The 23,890-nt window shown below is 67.4% G+C and carries 23 protein-coding genes; 13 read left to right on the forward strand and 10 right to left on the reverse strand.

Features of this window, described 5'->3' with window-relative positions; genetic code table 11:
* Positions 1-10 precede the first annotated feature (10 nt).
* The gene (modA, locus tag CDA09_RS22320; protein ID WP_121430526.1) at positions 11-763 is read right to left on the reverse strand and encodes a molybdate ABC transporter substrate-binding protein; all 753 of its coding nucleotides are present in this window, start codon (positions 761-763) and stop codon (positions 11-13) included.
* Positions 764-820: 57 nt separating this feature from the next.
* Positions 821-1,642: a TOBE domain-containing protein gene (locus CDA09_RS22325; RefSeq protein WP_121430527.1), complete on the reverse strand. Its 822-nt coding sequence runs from the start codon at positions 1,640-1,642 to the stop codon at positions 821-823.
* Positions 1,643-1,831: 189 nt separating this feature from the next.
* On the opposite strand from CDA09_RS22325, the gene CDA09_RS22330 reads away from it, so the two are divergent.
* The 6 genes from CDA09_RS22330 to CDA09_RS22355 all read left to right on the forward strand — a co-directional run bounded on the left by CDA09_RS22330 (position 1,832) and on the right by CDA09_RS22355 (position 8,746).
* Positions 1,832-2,260 (forward strand): TOBE domain-containing protein, encoded by a 429-nt coding sequence (locus tag CDA09_RS22330; RefSeq protein WP_121430528.1) that lies wholly within the window; start codon positions 1,832-1,834, stop codon positions 2,258-2,260.
* 174 nt (positions 2,261-2,434) lie between these two features.
* Positions 2,435-3,394: a phosphate/phosphite/phosphonate ABC transporter substrate-binding protein gene (locus CDA09_RS22335; RefSeq protein WP_121430529.1), complete on the forward strand. Its 960-nt coding sequence runs from the start codon at positions 2,435-2,437 to the stop codon at positions 3,392-3,394.
* Between the two features lie 15 nt (positions 3,395-3,409).
* The gene (locus CDA09_RS22340) at positions 3,410-5,476 is read left to right on the forward strand and encodes a putative bifunctional diguanylate cyclase/phosphodiesterase (protein ID WP_121430530.1); all 2,067 of its coding nucleotides are present in this window, start codon (positions 3,410-3,412) and stop codon (positions 5,474-5,476) included.
* Positions 5,473-6,054, forward strand: a complete 582-nt coding sequence (locus tag CDA09_RS22345) for a hypothetical protein (protein WP_121430531.1) — start codon at positions 5,473-5,475, stop codon at positions 6,052-6,054. Before CDA09_RS22340 ends, CDA09_RS22345 begins: the two co-directional genes overlap by 4 nt.
* Positions 6,051-7,148 carry a c-type cytochrome gene (locus CDA09_RS22350; RefSeq protein ID WP_121430532.1) on the forward strand — a complete coding sequence of 366 codons (1,098 nt, stop codon included), beginning with the start codon at positions 6,051-6,053 and terminating at the stop codon, positions 7,146-7,148. The genes CDA09_RS22345 and CDA09_RS22350 overlap by 4 nt, the downstream gene beginning before the upstream one ends.
* Complete coding sequence (locus CDA09_RS22355; RefSeq protein WP_121430533.1) at positions 7,145-8,746, forward strand: SulP family inorganic anion transporter; 1,602 nt, start codon at positions 7,145-7,147, stop codon at positions 8,744-8,746. Before CDA09_RS22350 ends, CDA09_RS22355 begins: the two co-directional genes overlap by 4 nt.
* Positions 8,747-8,805: 59 nt before the next feature.
* On the opposite strand, the gene CDA09_RS22360 is transcribed toward CDA09_RS22355, so the two are convergent.
* The 5 genes from CDA09_RS22360 to CDA09_RS22380 all read right to left on the reverse strand — a co-directional run bounded on the left by CDA09_RS22360 (position 8,806) and on the right by CDA09_RS22380 (position 15,495).
* The gene (locus CDA09_RS22360) at positions 8,806-9,174 is read right to left on the reverse strand and encodes a hypothetical protein (RefSeq protein WP_286164289.1); all 369 of its coding nucleotides are present in this window, start codon (positions 9,172-9,174) and stop codon (positions 8,806-8,808) included.
* Positions 9,175-9,322: 148 nt separating this feature from the next.
* On the reverse strand, positions 9,323-9,874 hold the full coding sequence (gene pgaD / locus CDA09_RS22365) for a poly-beta-1,6-N-acetyl-D-glucosamine biosynthesis protein PgaD (protein ID WP_121430535.1): 552 nt from the start codon (positions 9,872-9,874) through the stop codon (positions 9,323-9,325).
* A gap of 25 nt (positions 9,875-9,899) precedes the next feature.
* Positions 9,900-11,180: a poly-beta-1,6-N-acetyl-D-glucosamine synthase gene (gene pgaC / locus CDA09_RS22370; RefSeq protein ID WP_121430536.1), complete on the reverse strand. Its 1,281-nt coding sequence runs from the start codon at positions 11,178-11,180 to the stop codon at positions 9,900-9,902.
* On the reverse strand, positions 11,177-13,075 hold the full coding sequence (pgaB, locus tag CDA09_RS22375; protein ID WP_164844457.1) for a poly-beta-1,6-N-acetyl-D-glucosamine N-deacetylase PgaB: 1,899 nt from the start codon (positions 13,073-13,075) through the stop codon (positions 11,177-11,179). Before pgaB ends, pgaC begins: the two co-directional genes overlap by 4 nt.
* An 11-nt stretch (positions 13,076-13,086) precedes the next feature.
* Positions 13,087-15,495: a PgaA family protein gene (locus CDA09_RS22380; protein ID WP_121430538.1), complete on the reverse strand. Its 2,409-nt coding sequence runs from the start codon at positions 15,493-15,495 to the stop codon at positions 13,087-13,089.
* 327 nt (positions 15,496-15,822) lie between these two features.
* Between CDA09_RS22380 and CDA09_RS22385 the strand changes: the two genes are divergently transcribed.
* On the forward strand, positions 15,823-17,466 hold the full coding sequence (locus CDA09_RS22385; protein WP_121430539.1) for an ATP-binding domain-containing protein: 1,644 nt from the start codon (positions 15,823-15,825) through the stop codon (positions 17,464-17,466).
* Between the two features lie 97 nt (positions 17,467-17,563).
* On the opposite strand, the gene CDA09_RS22390 is transcribed toward CDA09_RS22385, so the two are convergent.
* From CDA09_RS22390 to CDA09_RS22400, 3 genes are all read right to left on the reverse strand, one after another.
* Positions 17,564-17,905: a phage protein Gp27 family protein gene (locus CDA09_RS22390; RefSeq protein WP_121430540.1), complete on the reverse strand. Its 342-nt coding sequence runs from the start codon at positions 17,903-17,905 to the stop codon at positions 17,564-17,566.
* Positions 17,906-18,021: 116 nt separating this feature from the next.
* Positions 18,022-19,293 carry a three-Cys-motif partner protein TcmP gene (locus tag CDA09_RS22395; RefSeq protein ID WP_121430541.1) on the reverse strand — a complete coding sequence of 424 codons (1,272 nt, stop codon included), beginning with the start codon at positions 19,291-19,293 and terminating at the stop codon, positions 18,022-18,024.
* 6 nt (positions 19,294-19,299) lie between these two features.
* Entirely contained in the window at positions 19,300-20,049 is a 750-nt protein-coding gene (locus CDA09_RS22400; protein WP_121430976.1) for a DUF5131 family protein, read from the reverse strand.
* Between the two features lie 274 nt (positions 20,050-20,323).
* Here CDA09_RS22400 and CDA09_RS22405 point away from each other — a divergent pair, with 274 nt between their 5' ends.
* The 6 genes from CDA09_RS22405 (at position 20,324) to CDA09_RS22430 (ending at position 23,851) form a co-directional block, all read left to right on the forward strand.
* Positions 20,324-20,665: an endonuclease V gene (locus tag CDA09_RS22405; protein WP_174718470.1), complete on the forward strand. Its 342-nt coding sequence runs from the start codon at positions 20,324-20,326 to the stop codon at positions 20,663-20,665.
* Positions 20,662-20,931, forward strand: a complete 270-nt coding sequence (locus CDA09_RS22410; protein ID WP_164844458.1) for a hypothetical protein — start codon at positions 20,662-20,664, stop codon at positions 20,929-20,931. Before CDA09_RS22405 ends, CDA09_RS22410 begins: the two co-directional genes overlap by 4 nt.
* A gap of 346 nt (positions 20,932-21,277) precedes the next feature.
* A complete protein-coding gene (locus CDA09_RS22415) occupies positions 21,278-21,913 on the forward strand; it encodes a hypothetical protein (protein ID WP_121430542.1) in 636 nt (211 codons plus the stop codon).
* Entirely contained in the window at positions 21,910-22,608 is a 699-nt protein-coding gene (locus CDA09_RS22420; protein WP_121430543.1) for a hypothetical protein, read from the forward strand. Before CDA09_RS22415 ends, CDA09_RS22420 begins: the two co-directional genes overlap by 4 nt.
* A complete protein-coding gene (locus tag CDA09_RS22425) occupies positions 22,601-22,849 on the forward strand; it encodes a hypothetical protein (protein ID WP_121430544.1) in 249 nt (82 codons plus the stop codon). The genes CDA09_RS22420 and CDA09_RS22425 overlap by 8 nt, the downstream gene beginning before the upstream one ends.
* A gap of 12 nt (positions 22,850-22,861) precedes the next feature.
* Positions 22,862-23,851, forward strand: a complete 990-nt coding sequence (locus tag CDA09_RS22430) for a hypothetical protein (RefSeq protein ID WP_128106589.1) — start codon at positions 22,862-22,864, stop codon at positions 23,849-23,851.
* Positions 23,852-23,890: the final 39 nt, after the last annotated feature.

The raw sequence follows: 23,890 nt of genomic DNA on the forward strand, positions 1-23,890 counted from the left end.
TGCGCCCGCCTCACAGCCCGTAACCGTAGGATCTGATGATCGCGGCCGCCTTCGCGCCGCGCAGGTAGTCGGCCAGTGCGCGCGCGGCCGGCTTGTCGCGCCCGGCGGCGAGGATCACCGCGTCCTGGCGCAGCGGTTCGTGCAGCTCGGCCGGCACCTGCCACGCCGAACCGCCGGTCAGCCGGCCGTCCGCCCACACCTGCGACAGCGCGAGGAAGCCCAGCTCCACATTGCCGCTGGCGACGAACTGGTGGGTCTGGGCGATGTTCTCGCCGGTGACGAGCTTCGGCGCGAGCGCATCGGCCAGCCCCAGCCTGCGCAGCACTGCCATCGCCGCCGCGCCGTAGGGCGCGGTCTTCGGGTTCGCAACGGCAAGATGCGCGAAGGCGCCGCGCTTCAGCACCTCGCCCTTGTCGTCCACGACGCCGGGCTGCGCCGACCACAGCACCAGCCTGCCGATCGCGTAGGTGAAGCGGCTGCCCGCGACCGCCACGCCCTCCTGTTCGAGCTTCGCCGGCGTGGTGTCGTCGGCGGACAGGAAGAGCTCGAAGGGCGCGCCGTTCGTGATCTGCGCGTAGAGCTTGCCGGTCGCGCCGAACGCGAGGCGCGCCTTGTGCCCGGTGTCGCGCTCGAACTCGGCGGCGATCTTCTGCATCGGCGCGGTGAAGTTCGCGGCGACCGCGACGCTGACTTCGGCGGCCGGGGCGGTCCCGCACGACAGGACGGCGGCGGCGCACAGCAGGCGGGCGAGGACGGCTTTCATGGGGCACTCCTTGGGGGCGGGAACGGGGGCAAAGGCGGAAAATGATGACCCGGGGGTTCAGTCCCAAGTCGCGAGGATCACGCTGGAAGACTTGAACAGCGCACACGCCGGCACGCCGACCGCGAGGCCGAGGGCCGCGCAGCTGCCGTGCGTGACGACCGCCGTGACGCTGCGCCCGGACGGCAGCTGCAGCGTGACCTCGTCGTTGACCGAGCCGGCGTGGACCGCCGCCACCTCGCCCCACAGGCGGTTGCGCGCGGTGATGCGCAGGTCGGCATCGGTCGTCAGCAGCACAGACGAGGACTTCACCAGCGCGCACACCTCCTTGCCGATCGCCAGCGCCAGGTTCTCCGCGCTTTCCTTCGTGATCACGGCGACGATCTCGGTGTCGCGGTCGAGGCGCAGGCGCACCTCGTAATCCACGCCGCCGTCGCGCAACCCGGTGATCGGGCCGGTGAACTGGTTGCGCGCGCTGGTCTTCATCGCCATGCGGTGCATCAGGGTCTGGAACTCGCGGATACCGACCGGCCCGAGATCGTCAAGGCGCGCGGCGAGGCGGTCGAGCGTCGCCTGGTATTCGATCTCGAGCGCGCGGTACATCGCGACGACGCGCCGGCCGTACCCGGTGAGCTGCGTGCCGCCACCCTGGCGCCCCCCGGTGACGCGCACCACGAGCGGCTCGGGGGCGAGGTTGTTCACGGCGTCGACCGCGTCCCACGCCGCCTTGTACGACAGCGGCACGGCCTTCGCCGCCTGGCTGATCGAGCCGCGCCGGTCGATCTCCTCGAGCAGACGGATGCGCGTGTCCGACAGGGCCGTGCCCACGTCGGCCTCGATCGCGAGGCGCCCGATGAATCGGCGCGGACCCGGGGAGTTCATCCGTGAATCTTCCTTTATGTAGTCACCACTATATAGCGATTCGCATGCCAGATTCCGCTGTTGCGCCCGTGTCACTGACGCCTGTAGAGTGCCTCGCGGAGATACCGATCGTCGCCACCGCAGATTGTATGTATTTAACCATACAACGGTGTCGCAATCCCGACACACAACCGACACGAGGAGCCCGCGATGAAAGTCAGCGCACGCAACGTGTTTCACGGCAAGATCGATGCCCTGACGCCGGGCGCGGTCAATGCCGAGGTCGACCTGGTGCTCGCCGGCGGCGACCACCTCGTCGCGATCGTCACGATGGAAAGCGTGCGGGCGCTCGGTCTCGCGGTCGGCCGCGAGCTCGTCGCGCTGGTCAAGGCGCCGTGGGTGATGCTGATGACCGGCGCCGGCGGCGTGCACCTGTCGGCGCGCAACTGCCTCGCCGGCACGGTCAAGTCGGTGGCGCCCGGCGCCGTGAACGCCGAGGTCGTGCTGACGCTCGCCGGCGGCAGCGAGATCGCCGCGATCGTCACCCGGGAAGCGGTCGGCGAGCTGGGCCTCAAACCGGGAGCGCCCGCCACCGCGGTGATCAAGGCCTCGCATGTGATCCTCGGGGTGCCGGACTAGCGGAGCCGTGGAATCCATCACGCAGTCCGCAAACCGAAGGCCTTGAATTCCGCCGCAACCCCGTTCATGCTCCCGCTGCTTGCGCCGCAGGGTTTGCACCAATAAGAACAAGCACGCGGCCGATGTGCCCGTAACCCGGGCACCGCTCCACACGATTCAAAGGGGACAGCAGGAATGAGCACGGTCATGAAGGGCGCGGGAGGCGCCAGGCAAACGCTCGCCGATACATCAGCGTGCGGCATGGGTGCCAGGCCCGCCGGTCGTCGCCGCATCCTGCTCGGGCTGCTGGCGGGCCTCGGGCTGTCGCTCGCCGAACGCTCGATCCCTGCCGCACTGGCCGCGGGCGAGCCGCCGCTCGTGATGGGGATCTTCCCGCGGCGCCAGGCGACGCTGACCACGGAACTCTACGCCCCGCTCGCCGCCTACCTCGGGCGCCAGCTCGGGCGCGAGGTCCGGCTTGTCACCGCGAAGGATTTCGACGCGTTCTGGGACGGCGTCGAACAACGGCGCTTCGATATCGTCCATTACAACCAGTTCCACTACGTCCGCTCCGCCGACAAGTACCGCGTGATCGCGCACAACGAGGAATTCGGCACCGGCACGGTCGCCGGCGCACTCTACGTCAGGAAGGACAGCGGCATCAACGCGATCGCCCAGCTGCGCGGGCGCAGGATCGTGTTCGGCGGCGGCACGGACGCGATGATGAGCTACATCCTGCCGAGCTACCTGCTGCTCGAGGCGGGACTGAAGCCCGGCGACTACGAGACGGTGTTCTCCAAGAATCCGCCCAATGCGCTGATCGCGCTGTACCACGGCCAGGCCGACGCGAGCGGGGCGGGCGACATCCTGATCGATCTGCCCGTGGTGCGCGACGCGATGGACTCCGGCACCGTGACCCACCTCGGTATGACCGAGCGCGTGCTGCACCTGCCCTGGGCCGTGCGCAAGGACATGCCGCAGGCGCTCGCCATGCGCATCCAGGCGCTGCTGGTCGGACTGTCAGCGCACGCGGAGGGGCGCGCGATCCTCGCCCGGGCCGAGATGACCGGTTTCGGCCCGGCGCGCGACGCCGACTACGATCCTCACCGCCGCATCATCCGCAAGGTCATGCCGACGCTCGACCTCCCGCGCTGAGCACGGAGAGCGCCCTTGCGCCTTGCGAGCAAGTTCATCCTCACCGTGGCCGGCATCCTGTCGGTCACGCTGGCGCCGAACGCCTGGTTCTTCCTGCGCAGCCAGCACCACCTCCTGGAGCAGCAGCTCAACGAGCGCGGCCGCGTGCTGGGCAGCCTGATCGCGCTGATCAGCCCCGAGGCGATCCTCGGGCTCGATTTCCTGACCCTCGACGCTTACGCGCGCGAGGTCAGCCGGCAGCGCGACGTCGTCTACGGCGTGATCGTCGACAATGACGGGCGGCCGCTGACGTCCTATGTGGACGGCGAAGATCCGCACATCCGCAGCCGCCTCGCCATCGACGGGCGGGCGCCGGATCATCTGCCGCCGCCCCGCCTGCAGACGCTGGTCCGCGAGCTCGCGGCGCTGCCCGACGTGATCCCGATCGAGTTCCCGATCGTGCACGACGGTCACCCGCTGGGCCGCCTGCAGGTCGGCATCAGCCGCGCGGAACTCGCCACGCAGGCGCGCGAGCAGCTCCTGCAGCAGTTCGGCATCTATGCGGCGATCATCGTGTTCCTGAGCGTCGCGATCCACCTCGTGTTCCGGTACAGCGTGATGCGTCCGGTGCAGCGCCTGATCGAGGTCTCGCGCGATGTCGGGCGCGGCGAATTCACGCTCGTGCCGGTGACCTCCGACGACGAGCTGGGGCGCCTCGGCGAGACCTTCAACGCGATGACGCTGGAGATCCGGCGCGAGCAGGCCAAGCTGCACTACCAGGCGAACTACGATTCGCTGACGGCCCAGCCGAACCGCATGCTCGCGGTCGAGCGGCTGCAGCAGGAGATCCGTTCGGCGCATCGTCAGCAGCAGCGCTTCGCGCTGATGTTCATCGACCTGGACGACTTCAAGATCGTCAACGACACGATGGGGCACGCCGCCGGCGACCGCCTGCTCGCTCGCGTGAGCGCCAACATCCGCGCGCGCCTGCGCGAGGAGGACACGCTCGCGCGCCTTGGCGGCGACGAATTCCTGGTGCTGCTGCCGCGCCTCGGCCAGGTGAACGACGCCAGGGATGTGGCCGGCCGGCTGCTCGAGGCGGTGGCCGAACCGGTGGCGCTGGACGGCCGCGACGTGGTCGTGCACTGCAGCATCGGCATCGCGCTGTACCCCGACGACGGAGACTCGGTCGAGGCGCTGATGGCCAACGCCGACAACGCGATGTACCAGGCGAAAAAACCCGGACGTGCAGCGGTCTGCTTCTTCACCACGGAAATGAACGCACAGGCGCACGAGCGCATGCGCCTCGAGCAGGATCTCAACAGGGTCCTCGCGCGCGGCGAACTGCAGCTCGCGTTCCAGCCCATCTTCCGCGCCGCGGACGGCGCTTACGTCGGTGCCGAGGTGCTGCTGCGCTGGCGGCATCCCGAACGCGGCTTCATCAGCCCGGCGACCTTCATCCCCCTCGCCGAGAGCACCGGCCAGATCGTCGCGATCGGCGAATGGGTGCTGCGCGAGGCGGGGCGGCAGCTGCGTCACTGGCTGGACGCGGGACTCGCGCCGGGCCATCTGGCGGTCAACCTCTCGCGCGTGCAGCTGCGCGAGGACCTGGAGAAGCTGATCCGCGAAATCCTCGACGACAACGAACTGCCGCCGCAGGCCCTCGAGCTCGAGATCACCGAGAACATCCTGCTCGACGACCACCAGCAGATCAACGCGGTGCTCGGGCGGCTGCATGCCCAGGGGTTGAGCTTCAGCCTCGACGACTTCGGCACCGGCTACTCCTCGCTCAGCTACCTGCGCCGCTTCTCGTTCGACACGCTGAAGATCGACCGCAGCTTCGTCGCGCCGCTGTGCGACGACACCGAGGCCGCCGCGCTGGTGCGCGCGATCGTCGCGATGGCGCACAGCCTCGCGCTGAAGGTGATCGCCGAAGGCGTGGAGACCCCCGCGCAGATGGAATTCCTCCGCGGCCTGCGCTGCGACTACCTGCAGGGCTACCTGTTGTCGCACCCGCTCGACACCGAACACTTCACCACCTTCCTCAACCGCCGCGCGCACGAGTCCCGATCCGCGGGCGGCCCGCCGGTGCTTCTCCCATGAGCCACACACCGCCCGTCCCCGCGCTCGCCGCGATGCGCAACCGCCGCCGCGCCGCACGCCAGGCGCGCCTCAAGGTCGTGCTGCGCGGCGCCCTGGGCGCCGCCGCCGTGGTCGGCTTCGTGCTGTGGGCCCATTTCGCCTCCGGCCGACCGAAATTCTCGCCGCACGAGGCACCCGAAGCCGGCTGGGAGGCGTTTCGCGATGCCTATGGCGTCGACGCCTTCGGCCGCGACGGCTATTTCGTCCGCGCGATCCAGAACGGCTACAACCTCGTGCACTACACGCACAAGTACGCCTGGCGCTTCACACGCAAGAGTGCCCACGACCATCCGAACGCGTGCATCGACTGCCACGACGCGGAGTCCCTGGCCTACGCCTTCGCGGCCGGCGACCGCTTCGACGCGCGGCTCGGGCGGCGGGTGTCCTTTGAGGAGCGCGTGATGCGCTGCTACGCGACGCATCTCGACGGCTTCATCCCGACGATCCACGAGCCCGCGGTACGCGACATCCGCATCTTCGCCCGCATGGTCGCCTACCACCTGCAGCTCGGCGAGGGCGCGCTGGAGCACACGCGGTGAAGCGGCGCGCGCCGGGCTGGCGAAAAGCCACGCGACTCGGACTGCTGGTCGGCGTGCTGCTCGCGCTGTACGCGCTCGCGGTCGCGAAGCACGACGAACGCGCACGCATCCGCGAGCAGCCCGTGGCACTGACGCCGGGCTGCGCCGACAAGCTCACCCGCTACGGCCTCGCCGCCGGCGCGACCTACGTGTCGCCCTACGCGCTCGCGCGCACCGGGCGGGCGAACGTGCGCCGCGGCTACAGCGAAGAAGACGTGCGCGCGATCCAGCGCGGCTGCAACATCATCGACGACCTGCAGGGGCAGCTCGCCGCGGACCCCGCGCGCGAACGCTGGAACGCCACGCGCTTCGTGCGCGGCACCCACACCAGCTGCGACCACTGCCACCAGGGCATCGGCGACAAGCAGACCGCGGACGGCGTGCCGCAGACCGGCTCGCTGAGCCTCGCCGCCTCATGGGTCATGGCCGACATGTACGACCAGTTCACCGGCATCCTGCTGCCCTACGAGCTGCGCCAGATGCAGTGCTACATCAACTCGTCGAACGGCTTCAAGCCGAACATCGCCGACGACCTGATCCGCGACGTCACCGCCTACAGCCGCTTCCTCGCCGCGGCGCTCGACCTGCGTTTCGGCGTCCGCTATCCGGAACAGGGCATCGACGAGGTGACCGCATCGTCGACGCTCAAGCGCGGCGACGACTATGTCCGCGGCGGCGCGCTGTTCCGGGAGAAGTGCGCGCGCTGCCACGGCCCGCAGGGGCTCGGCACGGTCGTCGACGGCAAGGTGCGGTTCCCGGCCGTGGCGGGGCCGAACGCGTTCAACCTGCAGTCGCGCAACAACTTCTCCTTCGTGTCGACGATCCTGCCGGGCTTCATCTGCCGCAACATGCCGCTCGGCGAAGAGGGCTCGCTCTCCAACCAGGACTGCCGCGACGTCGCCTTCTACGTCAGCAACCTGCCGCGGCCCGCCGGCGACAAGCAGGGGCCGCTCGCGGCATTGTGGCAGCAGCTGATGATGCGCGTGATGCCGCCGCTGATCCGCAGCATCGAATCCTGGCAACGGCCGGGCGAAACCGTGGGGAACGGGACGTGAACGTGAAGACCGCCGTGTTCGGATGGGCGCCGCCGCGCGTGGGCGCGCTCGGCAACGAATTGCTGATCGGCCTGACGCTCGCGATCGTCGTGCTGCCACAGGCGATCGCGTTCTCGACGACGCTGGCCGGCCTGCCCTCGTATTTCGGCCTCTACTGCGCGATCTGGGGCGTGCTGTTCACGGCGCTGCTGAACCCGTCGCGGGTGTTCCACGGCGGGCCCAACAGCACGCTGTCGGCAGTCGTCGGCGTCACGCTGCTGCCGGTCGCGCCGCAATTCGGCCCCGACTACATCGGCTACGCGCTGACGCTGTTCCTGCTCGCGGGGCTGATCCAGCTGGTGTTCCTCGCGGTGCGGCCGCTCGGACGGATGCTCGACTTCGTCAGCGAACCGGTCGCCAACGGCATGATCTGCGGCATCGGCCTGTACATGATCTTCAAGTCATTCCCGGCCTTCGCCGGGCTGCCGATCAACACCCAGGTCGAATGGCGCCTGTGGATCGCCTGGCAGAGCTTCCTCGCGGTGCTCGAGATCGGCAACCTGCACGCGATCCACATCGGCCTGATCACGCTGCTCGTAACCCTCGTCACGCGCCAGTTCACGGCCCTGCGCAACTGGGCGATCCTGCTCGGCATCGTCGCCGGCACGCTGTACTCGGAATGGCTGAACGCACGCCTCGGACTCGCTGCCACGCTGGTCGAACAGACCGCCAACGTCTCCGCCGCGGGCTTCGTGTACCCGTCCGTGCCGCTGTTTACCCAGGAGGCGATGCCCGACATCATCAGCATCATCCCGGGCGCGGTGACGCTCGCGCTGCTGGGCCTGTTCCAGACGGTCGCCGCGATGCGGCGCATGAACCGCCGCAGCGGCCAGTTCGTCGACGCGCGCCACGGCATCTTCGCCGACGCGCTCTCCAACTGCGTGCTGCCCTTCATCTCGGCGCTGCCGACCTGCGCCTCGTTCAACCGCATGTCGCTGATGCACGCGATGAACACCGGCAGCCGGCTCGCCGCGGTCTCGTCGGCGCTGTTCCTGCTCGCGCTGGTGAGCTTCTTCGGCGAGTTCATCGCGATCATCCCGGTGCCGGCGATGGCCGCGATCATCATGGTCGTCGGCGCCAACATGATCGACTGGTCGGACATCCGCGCGCACTTCCAGCACCGCCCCGAGGCGATCGTGTTCAGCGCCTCCTTCCTGTCGGTGCATCTCTTCGGCCTCTTCGGCGCGGTGATCTGCGGCTCGCTGCTCGCCCTCGCCTACGCGAAGTGGGAGAAGGCACATCCCAACGTCAGCCTCGAACACAACGTGCTGCGCATCCGCGGCAACATCTATTACGGCTCGCTGCCGGTGATCGAATCGCTGTACCACCGGGCCAGCACCGACGCGCACATCGACGAGCTGGTCGTCGATTTCTCCGCGGTCCACCACATCGACCCGGAAGGCATCCGCTGGCTCGCCGAAGTCGGCAAGAACGGGAAAGTCCGCTTCATCGACCGGCGCAGCGGGCTGGACCGGCGCGCGGCTTCGGGCGAATCCCCGCCCGACCGCAAGCGCCGCGACCGCAAGCGCCGCGACCGCCGCCGCCGGCGCACGCTGTAGCCGCCGCCGCGGGGCGCGTCGCGTGCCGGGGCAGGGCCGTTCGGGCGCGGACGGAGGGCCTACTTCTTCGCGATGGTCGCTTCCTCGACCAGCAGCGGGTACATGTAGCCCGAGCCGAAATCGCGGTCGAGCGTGACCTTGCCGGTGACGACGACTTCGTCGCCGACCGCGGCGGTGTCCTTGCTCGTGACGATGAGGTTGTTGGTGCCCTGCTCGCCCGAGCCGTCGCGCACATGGACGAAATTGCGGCCCATGATGCCGTTGTTCACCTTGACCACCTTGCCGCTCACCTGGATCGCCTTGCCCGACAGCGCGGCCTTTTCCTGATACACGGCGGCGACGGTCCTGACCGCGGCATCCTCGGCGAAGGCCGCGGGGACGACAGAACCGAGCATTCCGGCGATGACGAGGGCGAGAATTTTGTTCACGAACTGACTCCTGCTGATGGGTCCGCATGCGGACAGGAAGGCAATGCTGCAAGCGGGCATTGTATACCCTGCTGCGGGCGCATGACGTCCGACTGGGGCGCAGCCGCCCGCGCAACGCGACGCCGCCGACATCGTCGCCTTGCCCCGCCTACGGCGAATCGAGCGTTTCCACGGCAACCCGCGCCTTCCCGCCCGCGACAACGTCCGCCTCGCGGAAGCGCGCTTCGACGTCGACCAGGACCCCGTGCTCATCGTGGATGCAAACGACGTCCTTCATGCCGCGAGCCGCCGCCAGTTTCCCGGGTGTCATTCCGGTCCACCGCGCGTCGGAGTCGACGCTGGGAAGGGCGCGCGCCTTGCGCCGCTCCTTGCCGTGGAAGCGGAGGTAGTTGACCGTCGCCCAGATCAACAGGGCGGCGCAGAGCGCCCAGCCGTAGGGCATGGTGTCGTACGCGAAGTCGATCAGGCCGGTCCAGCCCGACAGGTCTATCCACTGGTGCTGCGCGATGCGGATGCCCATGACCCACAGCAGCAGGGTCAGCACGGGCCGCCACAGGTAGACCCACACGCCCCAGCCGATCCAGGTCACCACGGTCATGGCCTGGCGGGCGCCCTTGGCCTGGGCCTCCGGCCGCTCGTAGATCAGGGGATGGCCATCGGCGCAGCGGACGCGGATATGCGGAGGAAGAGGAAGCGACATGTATGGAGCGGTGATGCGGAGTGGCTTAACGGAGTCCCCGGTCCGGGCTGCTCCAGCGGCCGCGCTGACCTTTCTTCCGCAGCAGCGCCTTGGGAAAGGCCACGACCGCGGTCAGCATGTTGATCAGCCAGTACGCGAGCGGATACCAGATCGTGAAGAAATAGTTGCGCCGCAGCCGCGCGTCGTAGCGCGAGTCGAGCGCCAGCGCGACGCCGGTCTGCAGCAGCGCGGTCGCGGCGATCAGCATGCCGGTCCAGCCGGGCAGAAGCGTCCTGATAGTGAGCGCCGGCGGCAGCGTGAAGACGCGTCCGAGCAGGTAGAGGACGATGATCCCGGTCATCGCGTAGGACCAGGCGAGGCTCAGGCCGTATTCGAGGTACACGGGCCACATCCGCCGCTTGGTCCACTGCGTCCAGATGCCCCGGTACTTCAGGATCGCCTGGGCGCCGCCGGTCGCCCAGCGCAGGCGCTGCTTCCATAGCCCGGTCAGGGTTTCCGGCATCAGGATCCAGCACGTCGCGGCCGGCTCGAAGCGGACATCCCAGTGGGCGATCTGGAGCTTCCAGCTGATGTCGATGTCCTCGGTCAGCGTTTCCCGCGACCAGAAGCCGACGTCGCACAGTGCCACCTTGCGGAACATCACGCAGACGCCGGAGACGCTGAAGAGACGCCCGTAGGTGCGCTGCGCCCGCTTGATGATGCCGATGATGGACGAGAACTCGCCGACCTGGATGCGGCCGAGGAGCGTGGAGCGCGTGCGCAGGCGGGGGTTGCCGGTCACCGCCCCGACGCGGGGGCTGTTGAGGAAGTGGCGCACCATCCACGCGGCCGCGTACTGATCGAGCAAGGCGTCGCCGTCGATGCCGAGGATGTACTCCGCATCGGTCATCAGCGCGGCCGTCGTCAGCCCCACGGCCTTGCCCTGGTTCTGTTGCTGGTGGATGACGCGCAGGCGTGGGTGTTCCGCGCACAGCTGGTCGAGGATTTCACCGGTCCGGTCGCGGCTGCCGTCATTGACGGCGATGACCTCGAAGTTCGGGTAGTCGTGCGCCAGCAGGTTGAGGATGGTCTCCTCGACCTGGCCTTCCTCGTTGTAGCAGGGAACCACCAGCGCGACCTTGGGGGCGGCGCCGACTTGCGGCGGACGCATCGGGTCCGACCCGTACTTCTCGTAACGGAACCAGTAATTCAGGCTCCCCACGACCCACAGCCAGGACATGAAAAGCGGGTAGAGGAAGCAGAAGTTGAAGACCAGCGACGGCAGGCCCGCGGCGACGGCGGGAACGAGACCGGCTTGCGGGGTCATTCGACGACCCTCTGCAGCGACAGCTCCTTCCTCAGCACGTCGATATCGGGACGGTTGGCGAAGGGATCGTCGGGGTAGTAGCCGAAACTGCGGATCCCCGCTGCGCGCAGGCGCCGCATCCAGCCGGCGATCTCGGCCGACGGCAGTGCTTCGTCGGGGGACCACTTCTTGGCCTGGAGCTCGAAGACGACCTTCCTTTCCGCCCCATCGACCTTCCGTACCGCACCGACCAGCTCATCCAGCCACGCCTGGGGATGCTCGGCCTTTTCCATGTAGGGCATAGCCATCACCGCGATCCAGTCGAAGCGGCGGACGGCATCCGGCAGCGACTGGGCGAAGCGGGCTTCGGCGTCGGGATCCATGAGGGGGGCGGCAAAGTAGTTGCGCGCGAGCTGCAGCGGTTGGCGGAACTTCTCCACCCGGTTTCGCAGTTCGCCGGCGAACCACGAGAGGTGCTCGGTCTTCGCCTGCGTCCAGCGCGCCATTTGCGCCGGGTTCGCGCGTATGGCCGCGACATCGCGCGGCAGTCCGAGGCGCGCGGCGTAGTAGTCGAGGGCGAACGGCGAAGCATCCTCCATGTCGGAGAGCGTCGCGTCGTCATGGATCAGCAGTCCGCTGAAGTACGCGTACCGGCCGAGATCCTCGTAGATTTCGGCGACGAATTCCCGCGCCTTGTCCGAGAACGGGCTCAAGCGGGCGTAGCCCACGCCGCGGCTGCCGTCCGCGGCGCGCACCATGTGCGCCTGCCATGCGTCGCCGGGGGGCACGAAGGCGGTCAGCGGCAGCCACGCGAAGACCCGCGCGCCGGTGCGGGTCGCGATCTGCCAGCTGGCCCGGCCGAAGAGATCCGCCTTCACCGGCAGATGGCGGTTGGGGAAGTACAGCCGCCGGGCAACCCCCGAAGCGTCGTCGTCCGCGAAGGCCTGCAGGAATACCGTGTTGACGCCGGAAAGCTTGATGCGCTCGAGGAGCAGGCCGAGATTCCTTTCCTGCTGTTCGGGGTTCGCATCGTAGATGTAGTCCAGATCCACGTGCATGACCCGCATCGGGCGCGTCTTGTCCGGGACGAGGGTCGCGGCCAGTTCGGCGGCAGTCGGGTCGTTCTTGAGGTAATGGCGGCGGATGGCCGACAGGCCCGCTGCAAGCTCGTTGTCGCCGTCGTCGAGATTCATGGTGACGGTCATGCCGAGCCGGGCCGCGAAGTCCTGCACTTGTCCGCTGTACCGCCCGTATGGCCAGACCATCACCCGCGGCCGCCTGCCGGTGAGTTTTTCCAGGAATTCGCTGTTCCGGGCGAGATCCCCGACAACGCGCGCCTCGTAGCTCGCTTCCGATTCGTAGCTGGCCGTGGCCTGATCGTAGCGGCGCGTGGTCGCGGCCGGCATCTCGTTGCCCTCGGCATTGCCGCGGATGCCGTGGTGCAGGTCGTAGCTGTGCGAGGCGATTTCGACCAGGCCGCTGGCCGCGATCTCCCGCAGCTGCGGCACGCTCAGGAAATCCTGCCGCGACACCCGGAGTTCGCCGTAATTCACGGGCTGCTCGCCGGCCTCCTTCAGCCACGAGCCGACCACGGCCAGCGTAGCCGGGTAACGGTAGGCTTTCAGGAGCGGAAAGACGATCCTGTAGAAGCTCTCGTAGGCGTCGTCGAAGGTGAGGAGGACGGCCTTGGGCGGCAGCGGTTTCGCGCCGCGGCGGGCATCCACCAGATCCTGGACGGATATGACATGGTAGCCCTGGTCGCGCAGCCAGTCGAAATGGTCGGTCAGCCGCTTCGTACCGAGCGTGTCGCCCGCGGCGGCGGCGCCGACCGTGTCGACGATGTCGTGGTAGCACAGCACCTGATAGGACTCGGCCCGGAGCCAGGGGCTGAACAGGAAGAGAACGACGAGAGCCATCCGGCGCAGCATCAGAAATACCCCTCGAAACCGATGGTCCCCGTGTAGTAGGAGGAAATGACGCCATCGAAGGGATAGCGCGTCCGGCTGATGCGCCAACCGATGCGGAAGGCGTCGGAGAACGCGATGTCCTGACCGTAGCCGTAGTTGCTCATCGCCATCGCACCGAAGCCGGACTGATCGACCTGCCCGGCGGTCAGCCAGAACCGGTGCCACAGCGACGATTTCTTGGTGTCCACGTCCCGCCACTGCATGAATTCGAAGATGAGCGTGGCCCCGGCCTCGAGCTGACGGCGCGGCGAGAAGTAGGCGACATTCGGCTGGCTGTTGTTCTGCCCGGCAACGCGGACGCTGGCGGTCAGGCGCCGGTCGAAATCCGTCAGCAGGTTCTGGCTCGCGGCGAGGTGGGCTTCGGTCCGCTCGTTATCCGAAAAGCGGGTGACGCGATAGCCGCCTGCGACGTCGCGCGTCTCGTCCTGACGCCAGCGCAATGCCAGGGCGGCGCTGTCCGCCGTCACGCCGGTGGCGACCGCCCGCGCCTGGCGGAAGAACTGGTTCTTCTCCACGGCCGCGGACGCGGACCAGCGGTCCGAGAACGCGTGGTCGGTCTCGATTCGCCCATAGCCCGCGCTGCCCGCCTCGATTTCCGTGCTCCAGTCCGTCACGGTGTATTTCAGGCCGGCACTCCCGGAATCCCCCGAAGTTGAAACGACCGGACCGCTCCACAAGGAACGGTAGCGGGCGAAGACGCGCCAGCGGTCGTCGGCGAACGGCGGGCTGTCGACGCGCAAGTCGTATTCCCGGGTGCGGTTGCCGGCGATCGAATCCGCATCGCGGCCGAAGGATGCGTTGCCGGTGACGTGGCTGCTGTCCTGCAGCGCCAGCCGCCGCCGGGCGTCACGGATGGTGTGAAGTTCCGGATAGCCGGGTGACAGCTCATCGACGGTCTGCCGGAAAAACGCCGCATCGCCGCGGTCCATGCGGGCACTGGCCAGGCCGATGCGCGAGTCGAGGCGGTCGGGCTGCTCGCCGAGCACGATGCGGAAGCTCTCCTCCGCCTGACGCGGCTGGCCGCGCCAACTTGCGAGCACCCCGGCGGCTTCCTGGGCGTCGGTCGATGCGGGCGCCGCCGCCAGCACGGTATCGAGCTTGAGTTGGGCGTCGTCCAGCTTTCCGCGGTAGGCCGAGAGCATCGCCTGCGTAATCAGTGCGGCGGTATAGGTGGCCGCCTCGCCGGGATCGCAGCGATCCTTGTGCGCCAGGCGCTGCACCAGATCGTCGATCACGTATTGCGCGTCGTCGTACCGTTCCAGGTCGGCGAGGGCGTAAAACTGCGCCCGGCGGAGGTGGAGCGCGTCGGGCGACTGCTCGACCAGCGTTCGCAGCAACGCTTCCGCCTCGCGGTAGCGCCCCACCGACTCGTAGGACGATGCGGCCGGCAAGGCCACGTATTCCGGCACGCTGTCGCCGGCTTCGATGAGTCGTTCATATTCGTTGACGGCGTCCTGCCAGCGGTTGCGGGCTTGGTAGGCAACGACGAGGTCGCGGCGAAGACGGGTGAGCGTGGCCGGCGGGGCCTTCCCGGCCGTGCCGTCCTCCAACGCGGCCGTCAGCACGGCGATCGCCCGATCGGCGTTGGTGAAGCGTTCCTTGGGCGTATTGCGGTCGCCGACCGCCCAGTGCAGGTATTGGGCGGCGCGGTTGTTGGCGAGGCGGAGCGATTCCTCCAACGTCAGCGCCACGCCCGCACCGGTGGCATGACGTGCCGCTTCCTGTGCCGCATCGATATCGGCCAGGATCATGGCAATCGCCTTCGGCGCATCGCGGTTGTCCGGGGCGAGGCGCTGCATCTCCTCGTACGTCAGCAGGGCCTCGGTGAGCCGGCCCGCCTGGCGCAGCGCGTAGGCGCGCAAGTCCAGCACGTCCGGGCGGCCGGGCGCGCGCGCGAGGAGCGCTTCGGCAAGCTTCAGCCCCTTGTCATCCTGTCCCCGCTGCAGGTACAGGCGGGCCAGGCGGATGCCGGCATCGGTATCGGGGCCGAAACGCTCCGCGATCAACGCGTGGAGACGCTCCGATGCCGCTTCGTCGCCCACCGCCAGGGCGGAGCGGAACAGTGCATCGACGACATAGCGCGGCGCCTGCGCTTCCAGCCTCCCGTCCGTCTGCGCCAACGCCCGGGCGTGTTCCCCGCTCGCGCTGGCAACCGCGATGAAGTCGAGGCGATAGCGGAGGACCTGCGGAAAACGGTTCGCCAGTGACTCGAGGACAGGCCAGGCGTCCTTGCCCCGGCCTTGCTCGTTCATCGAGAGTGCATGCCGATATTCGGGCTCGCCGCTGTCGGCGGCCGATACCGCCGGCTCCGGCGCCCCCGCGCGCTGCACGTCACCCGCGCAAGCCTCGCCCGCGCCGACGAGAAACAATGCCGAGGCTATCAGTACCCTTTTCAAAAACCACCCCGAAAACCACTCTTTGCAAGCATGCCCTTGGTGTCGATCCGATGAACCGGCGTGTCGGCCGAATCGCAGGGCATCGGCCGCCGGCATGCGGTTGACATCAAGTCGCACGCCCGGCGGCACCCGGAATAAATATATTTCAACATATAGGGAATTGTAAAATTGTGTGGCAACTTCGCGACACAATCGCATGGCACGGTGTGGTCGGGTGCCCGGGCACCCCCGGCTCGGCGTGGCGAAAAATCGCCATTGCGCGTTAGCATCCCGTCATCCAGACTGTCCGAGAACGCGCATATGGCACGCATCCACCCCGAAGGCTGGCAACGCATCCCGGCGAGCGGGGCGCTGGCGCGCGAACTCGAGACCCTGGCGACGCTGGCCGAAGGCTTGCCCGACGACCATGCGGTGTATCACGGCATCCACTGGACGCGGGTGAATCGCGACCACGCGCTGTTCGGCGAGATCGACTTCGTCGTCGTCGGCCCGAGCGGCCGGCTGCTGCTGATCGAGCAGAAGTCGGGCTTCCTCGACGAGACCGCGGACGGGCTGGTCAAGACCTACGCGAAGGCGAAGAAGAACGTCAGCGTGCAGATGGCGCGCAGCGCGGACCATCTGCGCGAGCGCCTCGGCGTCTTCCTGAAGGGCCACAAGGCGCACATCGACGCGCTGCTCTACTGCCCGGACTACACGGTGCGCCAGCCGGGCAGCGCCGGGATCGACCCCGCGCGCATCGTCGACGCGGGCCGCCGCGAGCATCTCGTGGCGATCGTGCAGAGCCTGCTGCGCGACGACACGCGCGACCGCGTGGTGCTCGACAACATCGCGCGTTTCCTCACCGACGAGCTGGAACTCGTGCCGGAGGTGAACGCCATCGTCGGCCAGGCGGAGGCGCTGTACACGCGGCTCGCCGGCGGCCTGGCGGAATGGGCGCGGCGCATCGAGATGGAGCCCTTCCGCCTGCGCGTCACCGGCACCGCCGGCAGCGGCAAGACGCAGCTCGCGATGGCGGTGTTCCGCGACGCGCTCGCGGCGGGGCGGCGGCCGCTGTACGTGTGCTACAACCGCCCGCTCGCGGACCACATCGCGCTGATCGCGCCGCCCGGCGGCGAAGTCGCGACCTACCATCAGCTGTGTGACCGCGTGCTGCGCGCGCACGGCGCGGTGCCGGACTTCCGCCGGCCCGACGCATTCGCCGAGCTGGAACAGCGTTTCAGCGCGCTCGACGCGGGCGAGGCGTGGCGCTTCGACGAGCTGATCGTCGACGAGGGGCAGGACTTCCGCGAGGACTGGCGCGACGCGCTGCTGCGCCTGCTGCGCCCCGGCGCGCGCGCGTGGTGGCTGGAGGATCCGCTGCAGAACCTGTACGGGCGCCCGCCCGTCGCGCTGCCCGGCTGGGTGCGCCTCACCAGCGAACGCAACTACCGCAGCCCGGGCGACATCCTGTCGGCACTGAACCGCATGCTGCCGCTGGCGCGGCCGCTGGAGGCCGGCAGCCCGCTCACCGGCTCGGATGTCGAGATCCTGACGTGGGCGGATTCCGCCGAGCTCATCGACGCGACCAAGCGCGCGATCACGCGCGCGATCGGGCTGGGCTTCCGCCGCGACATGATCGCGACGATCACCTTCCGCGGGCGCGAACATTCGATGTTCACGCCCTTCGACCGCCTCGGCGGGCACCGCCTGAAGGCCTTCAGCGGGACCTACGACCTCCTCGGCAACCCGGTGTATTCGGACGGCGACTTCCTGATCGACTCGGTGTACCGCTTCAAGGGCCAGGCCGCCCCGTGCGTGATCTTCACCGAGATCGACTTCGCGGAGCTCGACCCGCTGACGGTGCGCAAGCTCTTCGTCGGTGCAACCCGCGCGAGCATGAAGCTGATCCTGGTCGTATCCGAGCTAAGAACGAGTGAGATATTCCCCAGGGACCCGGCGAGATAATTGCAGGATTTAGTGGTACCAGCCTGAATTTATCTGGATGTGGCGCAAAAGGGTGTTTGCTGTGGAGAAACACCCGCGCCGCCGGGAATCGGACCGGTCAGGTCGCCTCGGCGGGACGCTTCGAGGCCGGCAAACCGAGGGCGCCAATCGCGCCGACGACGCTCGCCGAAGAGGCTGACGTGCGGATGGCAATCGGGTCGGAACCATCGGTGTCGAGCACGATGACGACGGTCTCGCGTCGGCCAGTCGGAGAACGCAAGTCGGCGGCCTTGAGCCTCTGCGAATAGCGATGCAGGGCGCTACGGGAGAGCCGGATTCCGGCCGCAGCCAGCTCCTCTTTCACGATGTCGCAGCAGGTATAGGCATGGCGCCTGAGCAATGCGTCCACGTGGTTCTGTTGGTTCGCCGGCAGCTTCACAATTGTGCTTGTGCGTCCCATGCGCGCGTTCCTCTCATCAGCCGGCCGGGATGGCGGCATGCGACGAGGCTACGGGCAATTCCGGCAACATACCAAGGAACGGGCTTCACTGCCTGCAGCGCCGCCGCGCGAGGGCGTCAGGGGATCAGCCGTGGCGTGCGGGCGGCCTCGATCGTGCTGTTGAGGTGGTAGGACTTCGAGGGGCGCAGCGTCCGCCCGTCCGGGCTGCAGATGATCACGTCTTGCGAGCGGTGCAAGTTGGCTGCGGCCTGGATGAAATGCATGGTCGAGCCCGGCGACTGCGCCGCGTAGCGCTCCACCAGGTCGCGCAGGCGGACCGGGCCGGACTCAGCAAAGATGAGGCGTCCTAAGTGCTCGTGGATGCCATTGACGCAGGCCTCGCGCGACGAGTCGCCAAAGTCGAAGGTCTCCTGGCCGGTGTATTCGTGGTCGCGGTTCGCGTCGTAGCCCTGCATGAAGACGCCGGGCTCCAATTCGTGGCCGAAGGCCGTGGCGTTGTCCCAGTGCAGGTTCTTCATCACCTCGTGCGCCTTGTAGCGGTTCGACAGGTGGATCAGCCAGTAGTCCCACGGCGTGGCGCCAAGCGGGCGCACGAAGAACAGCGTCGCGAAGCGCGCGCCCGCCTCCTGGCGGATGCCATAGGCCAGATGGCGCTGCAGCACCTGGCGCCACTGCCGATCCTGCTTGAGCGCCTGCAGGCTTTCCCACGGCACATGCTTTGCCAGCCCGATCCGCTCCATCGGCCGGCGGTTCGCCGCGCGGTCGGCCAGGAAGGTGATGAGCGAGCCGACGTTGAACGTCAGCAGCACCTCGGCCCCTTGCATCGCCCGCATCAAGCCGGCGAGATCGGCCATCGGCAGCTTGTCGTAGCTGTACTGGTCGAGCACGAAGATCGCATGCTCGCCCATCCGCCGCGCCTTCACCTCGCTCACCAGGCGCGGCAGCTCGGCGAGGAAGTCGCCCTGGCAGACCCGCGCCCGCGCCAGATCGGCACGCTCGATCGCGCCCTCATCGGCGCGCTGTGCCAGGCGTCGCTCCAGGTAAGCCGCCGTGTCGCGCTCCACGTCGATGAACGCATAGTCCACCGCCACCTCGCGCGGCTTGTCGCGGCCGAGGTTGAGCCGCGCCCGCGCCTCGCGTACCGCTCGCATCATCAGCAGCGGCGAGCCATCGATCTCGCCCGAACCGTCCTCGGCAAGGTAGGCGCCGCCGCCGGAGAAGCCGTCGACCAGCGTGAGCTGCAGCTTCGGAATCCTCGCCTGTGACATCAGCGTCAGGATGTACTCGCACACGTAGGATTCGATGATCCGGTGCTTGACGAGGCTGTGCTGCTCGATCAGCGGCGGCGGGGAACCGATGCGCCAGTCGTACTTGTCGCCTTTCTTCATCAGGCGTCAGCTACCCAGGGCGGCTGACGCCGGCATCTGATCCCAGGTGCGGCCGTTCAACTCGCGGCCGTTGTGCTTTTTCGCGCGCTTGACGCCATCGGCGCCCCAGCCGCCCCACTGCTTGAAGAAGAACGCGACCTGTGCGGCCTCGCACTGTTCGCGGATCGCATCGACCCATTCCAGCTTCATCGGGCGGGCCTTCGGGCCGGACTCGCCGCCGACGATGACCCAGTGAATGCGGTCGAGATCGAGTTCGCCCACGTCCTCGAGCAAGGGCTCCACCGACAGGAAGCGGATGGCGGCGTCGACGCGGCGCAGGTGGTCGATGCGCGGCACGCCGTACTGACGATCTTCGACTGAAACGCCCAGCCACGCATTGCGCGGCGCCGCCTTGCCCTCGAAGAAGGCCGCCATGCGGTCCGCCCGCTTGGTCAAGATCTGGAACGTGTGCCAGTGCGCACGCCCGATCACGTCGAAAACCTGTTCGATGTAGGTGGTTGGCACCGCTTCGTGGAACAGGTCGGACATCGAATTGACGAAGTACGTCGTCGGCACCCGGCGCTTCAACGGATCTTCCAGCCGTTTCGGCAGCAGCGTGAGGTCGAAGCCGTTCTCATAACCCGGTGTCCTCATCGCCTGCAATCGCGCGGCCATGCCCTCCGCGTAGCAGTGCTTACAACCCGGCGACACCTTGGTGCACCCCACCGTCGGGTTCCAGGTGCGCTCCGTCCACTCGATCTTGCTTACCGTCGTCATCGTCGAATCCTGCTCGTTCAGGCGCCCAGTGCTTGCAAGCCGCATGGCGGCGGGCGTATCCCGGTTCGCTCCATTTTAGCCCATCGCTACGGGAAGCCGCGGCCCGAAGTGGCGTCTGGAATATTCGACCGCCGGCCCCGGATCGCTGTGGAAAAGTGCTCCTGGATTGGAAAGAGGCCTGCTTGGCCGAGTCGAAACAAATACTCCTTTGGAATCCAAGGAATCCCGCTTTCTGCGCCTAAGCTGGTCATCGTCACCTCACGAGGAATGCGCCATGACCACGACGAAATGCCACCTCCTGAAGCTCGAAGCGCAGGTCAATGCCCTGGCGCAAGCCTGGATGCATCTCGCGGCGACCGTCGAGGTCCGCGGCCGCATCGACCTTGCCGCGATGGAAGACGCGCTGCGTCACCAGCACTGGCCGCGCGCGCCAGACATCGACGAGGACGCACGCGATACCTTGCAGTGGCTGTGCGGCCAGCTCGACGAGGCACGCGCCGCCCGCGAGGCGCGGCTTACGGCACGGCACCGGGAGAAGCCGAACGCCGAAGCGACCTGCGCCAAGGTGATCCCGTTCAACCTCGTTCGCGCGCGGCACCGGAGGAATGCATCATGACCGCCCTACCGACGATGGGCGCCCGCCTCGTGAAGCTGGAAGCGCAGATGAACGCGATGCTGCAGGCGTGGCTGTATCTGGCCGCGACGGTCGAGATGGAAAGCGGCGTCGATCTTGCGGGCATGGAGGCGTCGCTGCAGCGCAAGCACTGGCCCGGCGCGCCGGAGATCGACAGGGAGGCGCGGGGCACGCTGGGCTGGTTGTGCCGCGAACTGGCGGCGGCGCGGGCGGTGCGGCAGGCACGGCAGCGCGACGACGGCGAGTGAGGGCGCTCCCGCGCGCGCGGAAACGAGGCGAAATAATACGCGGCGTCAACGCCGCATTCTGTTTTCTGGCGCGAAAGACTATTGCGTTAGGTAAAAGCTTTATGGCAAGCTTTGGCCGTCGCTGAAAACAACAGCGGCCGGGGGTGACAGCCCGAAGTGGAGCGGCGATAAGCCGCAGAGCGTTTAGCATGCGGCTTTTTCGTTTGCTTGGTGCGTCCAGTTATGGGCGACCGGGCGGGGGGAGCCGCAAGGCTCGCCGGTGCTCCACCGGTCTGTCAACCTCCGTTTCGGTCGCCCACCCGTTTGACAGCGGGTTGGCGGTTCAAACCGTTACTGGAGCGCAACCATGAGCACCTCGTTTTCGTCCGCGGCCCCTGCCGCCGAATCTGACTTCCCTTCTGCGTCGCACAACGGGACCGCGCCCGCGGCGCCCGTCTCTACTCTCGAACCGTCCGACCTGAATCCCGGCGATCGCATCCGCAGTCTTCACGCCGGCCGGCCCGGTTCCGTCGTGAAGGTGTATGCAGACGGCTCCGCTTGTGTCTGCTGGGACGACGGCGAGCCACAGGCCGAGGGCCTCGGGCACGAGCGCATGCCGCGCGAGCTGCTGGAACGCGTCGCGGCCCCCGCGTCCGGCCCAGTGAACGCGGTTGCCGACCGGGAGGCCCGTGCCGCTGCGGCACTCGATCGCTTCCTGTTCGAGGGCGCCGGCAGCGCTCCCGAGACTGCCGCGGAAGAGGCCTATTCCCCGCGGCTCCGACCAGCCCCCCATGAATCGGCTTCGATCGCGAAGCGCAAGGATTACTGTGTCGCGCTCCTCAAGACGTTGATGCGTTACGCGGATGAGGCGGACCTGGGCGAGTTGGAACAGGCGCTTGAGGAACAGATCACGGAAGTCAGCGGGAGCCGTGCCGTGCCCGGTCTGGTGGCTGCGCGATATGACCTCTTCTGCCGCTTCTGGCTGCAAGGGGGTGTGAAATGACCGACCATCCCGCACTTGTTGACCAACAGGGCTGGCGCGAAGCGGTGGATGCGCTGAATTCGGCGGGCGGAACAAACTGGTTCCAACTTGAAGCGACCATCAATTACGGCTTGGGCCGCATTGAATCGCTTCTTCGCCTGGTGCTCGCCGCCGCGAAGAGTGGAGATGATGCCAGCGGCGTTGGGATCATGGACATCGTCGTTGCGCTGGAGCAGGTACAGGAGACCCTGGGGGACTGCGACAGCGAATTCAACAGAATCTCGAACTACCTGATCTCCACGCAGCTTGCGTATTACGAGCTGAAAACGGCGGAAAAGCGTGAGCGCCTGCTGCTCGGCGCTTTCCAATTGGCCGCCCTTCCTGAAACGGACGTTGAGCTGCTGACTCGTGCGGCACAGACGGTGGCTGAGGTTGTGGTCGGCGACGCCTCGTTCGCCCCGCACTGGGACGTGTTTTGCGATGTGATCAGGGCGCGCGGGCTGGTTGTCGACGCGGTTGGCGATCGCCTGTTGCCGCAGCTGGTGTCGGTGAAGACCCCGGAAGCGGCCGAGGAGGATGGCAGAAGGCGACAGGCCGTGGCCGACGCCATGAATGAGGTTCGTGCCGCGGATCAGATGGCGCTGCCAGCGAAGGCCGGTGCGGGGGCGCGGGCGCGGCGGGCGTCCTCCGCAAAAAAGGAGGTTCGCCATGGTTGATTACGCAACCGCAAGGCGGGTCGCATTCATCCGGGCGCAGAGCCAGCGTGGTTTGATCGCGCGGATATTTGGGCGCCTGCTTGGGATTGAACGGACGCCCACGCGGGCGGCCAACAGGCGGTTCACGGCACCGGTGCGTCCGGCCATGGCGGACGATGGTCTGGTCTATCTGAACGTCGATACGGTTGCGAACTTTCGGCGCTTCAGTAAATTTCCGGTTGGTTGCAAATCACCGGACTGACAGGAGCCAGTAATGACCAGAGGAAGGGAAACCCTCGCACCGCCCGAAATTCTCGACGCGTCCGTGGATGAAGCCCAGACTGCCCAGGGCTTGGCACGGATGCGTGAGACCGCCATCCGCGAGCAGCAGGAGCAAATGTCCGGGGTTTTCAGCCTCGGACGGAATGTCGGCGTCGCGCTCATGGCGAATATAGTGAAGAACTTTTCTGCCGCAGCAGAAGTTCGCGCCTTCGAGGAAATCAACAAGTCAAAAGATTTCAAGGGTTTGCCGATTCGTCACCCGGATGGAGTTCTGCGGCCGGCAGAAAACATCGACGAGTTCTGCCGTGTGGTGTTCGGCCGTGGCTACAAGGCAATGAACAACCACAAGGTGATTCTGCAGAAGCTTGGCGAAGAGGCCTATGAGAACGCAACCCGCCTCAGCCTGAACCGCTCGCAGTTGCGCCTGCTGCTGTCGCTGCCGGAAGATGACCGCGCTATCGTCGAAGAGGCCATGCGCACGGAAGACAAAACCGAAGTGGTCGGGCTGCTCGAATCGCTGGTGAACAAGCTCGACGAGGCCCGTGCCGAAGTCGAAGAGCTAAAGGGCGAACTCAAGGCTACCGAGGAGCTGTCTTCGGAGAAGAGCCGCAAGATCGAGCGGCTAGAGATTGATAAGCGGCGTTTTCAGATGCTGCCGCCGGATGAGGTGCTCGCCGCGCTTCACAATGAAGCAACCAAATTCCATAACGAAGCGTGCGGCATCATTCGCGGAATGTTGCGCCAGGCGGTGATTGCGGTTGATCGGCACCATCAGGAGCATGGTGGTGACAGCAAAATCTTCTTCGCCGGACTGATCGGGCAGATCCAGGCGGATCTGACCGAGTTGCGTGACGAGTACGGCATCCCGGACGCCCACCCGCTGACCATACCTGAATGGATACGCGATGGCGCCGAGGGCGAGGCGACAAATAACATGGCCGGCCCCGCCGCAGTCGGAAGCGAACCAGCCGGAAGCGAATGACCGTGCTTCGCCACACTTCGTAGGCCAACCGCGCGCAGC

Origin of the sequence: Azoarcus sp. DN11, assembly GCF_003628555.1 — a bacterium.
Classification (GTDB): Bacteria; Pseudomonadota; Gammaproteobacteria; order Burkholderiales; family Rhodocyclaceae; genus Aromatoleum.

What these genes read in the sequence shown, in the direction of transcription:
- modA (WP_121430526.1), bottom strand. Translation starts at nt 763, where the DNA reads ATGAAAGCCGTCCTCGCCCGCCTGCTGTGCGCCGCCGCCGTCCTGTCG.
- CDA09_RS22325 (WP_121430527.1), bottom strand. Translation starts at nt 1,642, where the DNA reads ATGAACTCCCCGGGTCCGCGCCGATTCATCGGGCGCCTCGCGATCGAG.
- CDA09_RS22330 (WP_121430528.1), top strand. Translation starts at nt 1,832, where the DNA reads ATGAAAGTCAGCGCACGCAACGTGTTTCACGGCAAGATCGATGCCCTG.
- CDA09_RS22335 (WP_121430529.1), top strand. Translation starts at nt 2,435, where the DNA reads ATGAGCACGGTCATGAAGGGCGCGGGAGGCGCCAGGCAAACGCTCGCC.
- CDA09_RS22345 (WP_121430531.1), top strand. Translation starts at nt 5,473, where the DNA reads ATGAGCCACACACCGCCCGTCCCCGCGCTCGCCGCGATGCGCAACCGC.
- pgaD (WP_121430535.1), bottom strand. Translation starts at nt 9,874, where the DNA reads ATGTCGCTTCCTCTTCCTCCGCATATCCGCGTCCGCTGCGCCGATGGC.
- pgaC (WP_121430536.1), bottom strand. Translation starts at nt 11,180, where the DNA reads ATGACCCCGCAAGCCGGTCTCGTTCCCGCCGTCGCCGCGGGCCTGCCG.
- pgaB (WP_164844457.1), bottom strand. Translation starts at nt 13,075, where the DNA reads ATGGCTCTCGTCGTTCTCTTCCTGTTCAGCCCCTGGCTCCGGGCCGAG.
- CDA09_RS22385 (WP_121430539.1), top strand. Translation starts at nt 15,823, where the DNA reads ATGGCACGCATCCACCCCGAAGGCTGGCAACGCATCCCGGCGAGCGGG.
- CDA09_RS22390 (WP_121430540.1), bottom strand. Translation starts at nt 17,905, where the DNA reads ATGGGACGCACAAGCACAATTGTGAAGCTGCCGGCGAACCAACAGAAC.
- CDA09_RS22395 (WP_121430541.1), bottom strand. Translation starts at nt 19,293, where the DNA reads ATGAAGAAAGGCGACAAGTACGACTGGCGCATCGGTTCCCCGCCGCCG.
- CDA09_RS22400 (WP_121430976.1), bottom strand. Translation starts at nt 20,049, where the DNA reads ATGACGACGGTAAGCAAGATCGAGTGGACGGAGCGCACCTGGAACCCG.
- CDA09_RS22405 (WP_174718470.1), top strand. Translation starts at nt 20,324, where the DNA reads ATGACCACGACGAAATGCCACCTCCTGAAGCTCGAAGCGCAGGTCAAT.
- CDA09_RS22410 (WP_164844458.1), top strand. Translation starts at nt 20,662, where the DNA reads ATGACCGCCCTACCGACGATGGGCGCCCGCCTCGTGAAGCTGGAAGCG.
- CDA09_RS22415 (WP_121430542.1), top strand. Translation starts at nt 21,278, where the DNA reads ATGAGCACCTCGTTTTCGTCCGCGGCCCCTGCCGCCGAATCTGACTTC.
- CDA09_RS22420 (WP_121430543.1), top strand. Translation starts at nt 21,910, where the DNA reads ATGACCGACCATCCCGCACTTGTTGACCAACAGGGCTGGCGCGAAGCG.
- CDA09_RS22425 (WP_121430544.1), top strand. Translation starts at nt 22,601, where the DNA reads ATGGTTGATTACGCAACCGCAAGGCGGGTCGCATTCATCCGGGCGCAG.
- CDA09_RS22430 (WP_128106589.1), top strand. Translation starts at nt 22,862, where the DNA reads ATGACCAGAGGAAGGGAAACCCTCGCACCGCCCGAAATTCTCGACGCG.